This window comes from Nonomuraea deserti (genome assembly GCF_004348685.1).
GTDB classification, from domain to species: domain Bacteria; phylum Actinomycetota; class Actinomycetes; order Streptosporangiales; family Streptosporangiaceae; genus Nonomuraea; species Nonomuraea deserti.
In genome coordinates this window covers 1-3,780 of record NZ_SMKO01000357.1, presented here as the reverse complement: position 1 = coordinate 3,780, position 3,780 = coordinate 1, and the positions used below count along the sequence as shown (strand labels likewise).

Here is a 3,780-nt window from a genome sequence, read left to right as displayed (position 1 = left end):
CCGGCACGGCCTCCACCCCGCCCTCCTCGGTCGAGAACCCGCCGGCCGCGGGCGGTGAGCGTCCCTCCACCGCCGCCCTTCCCGGCGGCGGTCCACGCCCCGCCGGGCGGCCGTCGTCCACCACGCAGCCTCCGAGCGGGCCCCGTCCCTCCACCGCGGCCCTCGCCCGCGGGAACGGCACGCCCTCCGTGGTGACCTCCGGCGCCCGCCCCGCTGGGGCGACCTTTCCCGGCGCGCGCGCCGCCCGGCCCGCCGGCGCCGGCTCTCCACAATCCTCCGGAACGGGCTCTTCAGACGTACGGACCTCCGCGGCGGACGGGCGCGGCGATGGCGGGACGCGGACCTCGGGGGCGGAGCGACCTGGCGACCGCGGGGCCCATACCCCCGCGGCGGAGCGACCAGGCGACCGCGGGGCGCAGACCCCCGCGGCGCAACGGCCCGGCGAGGACGGCGAGCCGAGCTCGGCGGCTCGGCCCGGCGGGGACACCGAGAGCACCGGCGCGGCAGTGCGACCGGATGGGGACGGGGCACGGTTCTCGCAGGTGGAGGTGCCCGGCGAGGAGGGCCATAGGCCCGGCGGTGTGGACGGGATCAAGAGTCCCAGCCCCGAGAACGGCGCGGAGATGTTCCGTGCGGAGGAGCAGCGGGCGCCCACCGAGACCGGCACCCTGACCCTGGGCACGGTGGACGGCGCGCTGGACGGGCCGCCCGTGTTCAGCCCGGACGGCCGCCTGCTGGCGCTGCCGGGCGCCGGCGAGGTGCGGGTCTGGAACGTGGCCGAACGCCGCGTGTCCGGCTCCTACCCCCTCAAGGCCCCCGGGCAGGGCCTGGCGTTCTCCGCCGACGGGCGCACCCTGCGCTACCTGAGCGGCACCGGCTCGGTCGTCTCGCTGGACGTCGCGGGCCTGCCCGCCCCCTCCGACGCGGGCCACACCGCCACCTTCAGCGGCAACGGCCGGTTCGCGGCCAAGGAGGTCGGCGACACGATCGAGCTCACCGACACCGTCGCGGGCAGGACGCTCGGCCGGATCGCCGCCGCCGGCGACCTGTCCTTCGACGCGGGCGGGCGGCTGCTCGCCGTCACGGGCGACCCGGTGACCGTGTGGGAGGTGGCCGGCGCCAGGCAGGTGGCCTCCATCGACGCGGGCGGCGACGTACTCGCCGTGGCGCTCTCCCCCGACGGCGGCACGCTGGCCACCGCCCGCGGCGGCACCCTGGAGACGTGGGACGTGCGCGAGGGGCGGCGGATCAAGGTGTACGAGGGCGCGGGAGACCTGGCCCTGGCCTTCAGCCCCGACGGCTCGACGCTGGCCGCGGGCGCCAACCTGCTTGACCTCCGTACCGGCGGGATCACCCCGCTGGACCTCGCGGCGGCGGAGAGCGCCCGGACCACGCCCACCGCGCTCGCCTTCTCCCCCGACGGCCGCACGCTGGCGTTCGGGCTGGACGGCGGCCGGGTGCTGCTCTGGGACGTGCACGAACGCGAGCCGCGCGGCACGATCGGCACCGGCACGACACCCGTGGACGAGTTGCGCTTCTCGCCGAAGGGCGACCTGCTGGCGGTCGACGCCGCCCGCACGTCGCTCTGGGACGTGCGCACGCTGCGCGAGCTCGGCGAGGTCGGATCCTGGGCCGCCGGACCGGCGTTCAGCCAGGACGGCAGTCGGCTGCGCGGGGTGGCGCTCGACGGCACCGTACGCGAAACCCCGGTCGATCCCGCGCTCACGGCACAGGAGGTGTGCGCCAGGGCCGACGGCCCGCTGAGCAGGGCGGAGTGGAGCCGCCTGATCCCGGAGAGCGGCTACAGAGACATCTGCTGACACGACGACAAGTCGGCGACCAGAGAACGCAAAGCGGTCCCGCCCATGCTGGCCGCATGGACACTGTGCGAATCCCAGCCGTCTCCCCCCGCCAGGACGGGGAGCGCGAACCCGACCTCACCTCGATGTACGTCATCCACCGCGCCATGCTCGCCGACCTGCGGCGGCTCATCGAAGTGCTGGGCGGTACCGCCCCGCTCGCCGGCGGCAGGAGCCAGGCCGCCCGCGCGTACGCGGCCTCGGTCCTGACCGAGGTGCACCACCACCACGCCAACGAGGACGACCTGTTGTGGCCGATCGTGGAGCGCACGGCCGGACACGCCGTGGACCTCAGCCCGTACACCGACGATCACCAGGCGCTCGGCCCCGTGCTCGACCGCTGCCGCGCCGCGCTGCACGGCGACCGCCACGTGCTGCGGCGCGCCCTGGCCGAGCTGCTCGGCTTCCTGGACGAGCACATCGCGGAGGAGGAGTCCGACCTCTTCCCGATCATCTCCAGGTTCGTGCCCCACGAGGCCTACGCCTGGACGGAGAAGCAGGTCGCCAAGCGGGCGTCGTTCGCGCAGCTGACGTTCACGGCGCCGTGGCTGTTGCGCCACGCCACCGAGGACGAGGCGGAACGGCTGCTGGCGGGCGCCGGCGCGCCGCTGCGGGTGCTGGTCGCCCTGGTCAGGGGCCGGTACGCCAGGCGCGAGCGCGCGGCCTTCGGCTAGTCAGGGAACATCCTGAGCACCTTGCCCTTCCGGTCGGCGACGAGGTAGCCGGACCGGATCCCGTCGGACGCGTAGACGAGCAGCGCCTGCCGGATGCCGTCGAACCCGTAGTCGGGGTCCACGATCATGTAGCGCGAGGTGGGCTTGGGCACGCCCAGGTCCTTGGTCGCCTTCCTGATCAGCGCGGGCAGGGCGTCCCAGTTGTACGTGGACAGGTCCACCGTGCGGCCGCGCACCTTGCCGCCCATGGGTGACCGGGTGATCTCGCCGTCGCGGTAGGAGAAGCTGTGGTAGATCTCCGGGTCGTCCTTAACCGGCACGTCGATGGAGGCGTATTCCGGATATACAACCATCTTGACCACCTTGGTCCCGCCGATGACGGGCTTGACCTTGGCGATCATGGCGCGGACACCGGCGGGTGTGAGCAGGTTCCCGGTCGGGCCGGGCGTGCTCGCGCTCGGGGACCCGGAGGCGGTGGACCGGCGGCCGTAAGGGTCGCTGCCTGGAGACTCGCTGCCGGAGGGCTCCTGGCTGGGCACCCGCCCGGAGGGCTCGCCGGCGGACGGCCCCCGGCCGGCGGGCTCGGTCACGGGACTGTTCCCGAGCGGGCGCGAATCATCGGGGTCGGCCGGCGCAAGTGACGGGAGCGACTGCCACACCAGCACGCCGGCCGCCACGACCACCGCGGCGGACGCCGTGATCGTCACGGTGCGGGCCCCGTTGCGGGGACGGCGGGTGTCCGGGGTTGCCGCCTTCGCGACCGGCGGCGTCCCACCCCACGGGGGCGGGTGTGGCGCCCCACCGTAACCGGGCGGCACGGTACCGGCACCACCGGCCATCGCCTGCGGTGCCCATGGTCCCGACGGATGCGGCCCCGACGGCGACTGCCCGGACGGCGCCGCTCCACTTGGCGACAGCCCGGACTGCACCGCCTCGGACGACGACGACCTTGACACCACCCACCCGGACGGCGCCACCCCACTCGGCGACAGTCCGGGCGGCACCGCCTCGGACGGCGACGGTCCTGATGGCACGGCTCCGGACGGTGTCCCTGGCGAGAGCGGGCCCGGCGGTAGCGGGCCCGATGGCATGGAGGCGGGTGGCACCGGACCTGAGGACTCCAGCACGCCGGCCGCCACGACCACCGCGGCGGACGCCGTGATCGTCACGGTGCGGGCCCCGTTGCGGGGACGGCGGGTGTCCGGGGTTGCCGCCTTCGCGACCGGCGGCGTCCCACCCCACGGGGG

Annotated in this window: 4 protein-coding genes; 2 read left to right on the top strand and 2 right to left on the bottom strand. The window is 75.2% G+C overall.

Annotated features, from left to right (window positions below; genetic code table 11):
• The coding region (locus E1292_RS53245) for a hypothetical protein (protein WP_220447461.1) at positions 1 to 181 on the bottom strand (181 nt) is incomplete at its 3' end.
• Positions 182 to 581: 400 nt separating this feature from the next.
• On the opposite strand from E1292_RS53245, the gene E1292_RS49785 reads away from it, so the two are divergent.
• Positions 582 to 1,820, top strand: a complete 1,239-nt coding sequence (locus E1292_RS49785) for a WD40 repeat domain-containing protein (RefSeq protein ID WP_132606782.1) — start codon at positions 582 to 584, stop codon at positions 1,818 to 1,820.
• 56 nt (positions 1,821 to 1,876) lie between these two features.
• On the top strand, positions 1,877 to 2,533 hold the full coding sequence (locus E1292_RS49780) for a hemerythrin domain-containing protein (protein ID WP_132606781.1): 657 nt from the start codon (positions 1,877 to 1,879) through the stop codon (positions 2,531 to 2,533).
• Here the strand turns inward: E1292_RS49780 and E1292_RS49775 are convergent.
• Complete coding sequence (locus E1292_RS49775) at positions 2,530 to 3,240, bottom strand: hypothetical protein (protein ID WP_132606780.1); 711 nt, start codon at positions 3,238 to 3,240, stop codon at positions 2,530 to 2,532. The genes E1292_RS49780 and E1292_RS49775 overlap by 4 nt on opposite strands.
• Between the last annotated feature and the right edge of the window lie 540 nt (positions 3,241 to 3,780).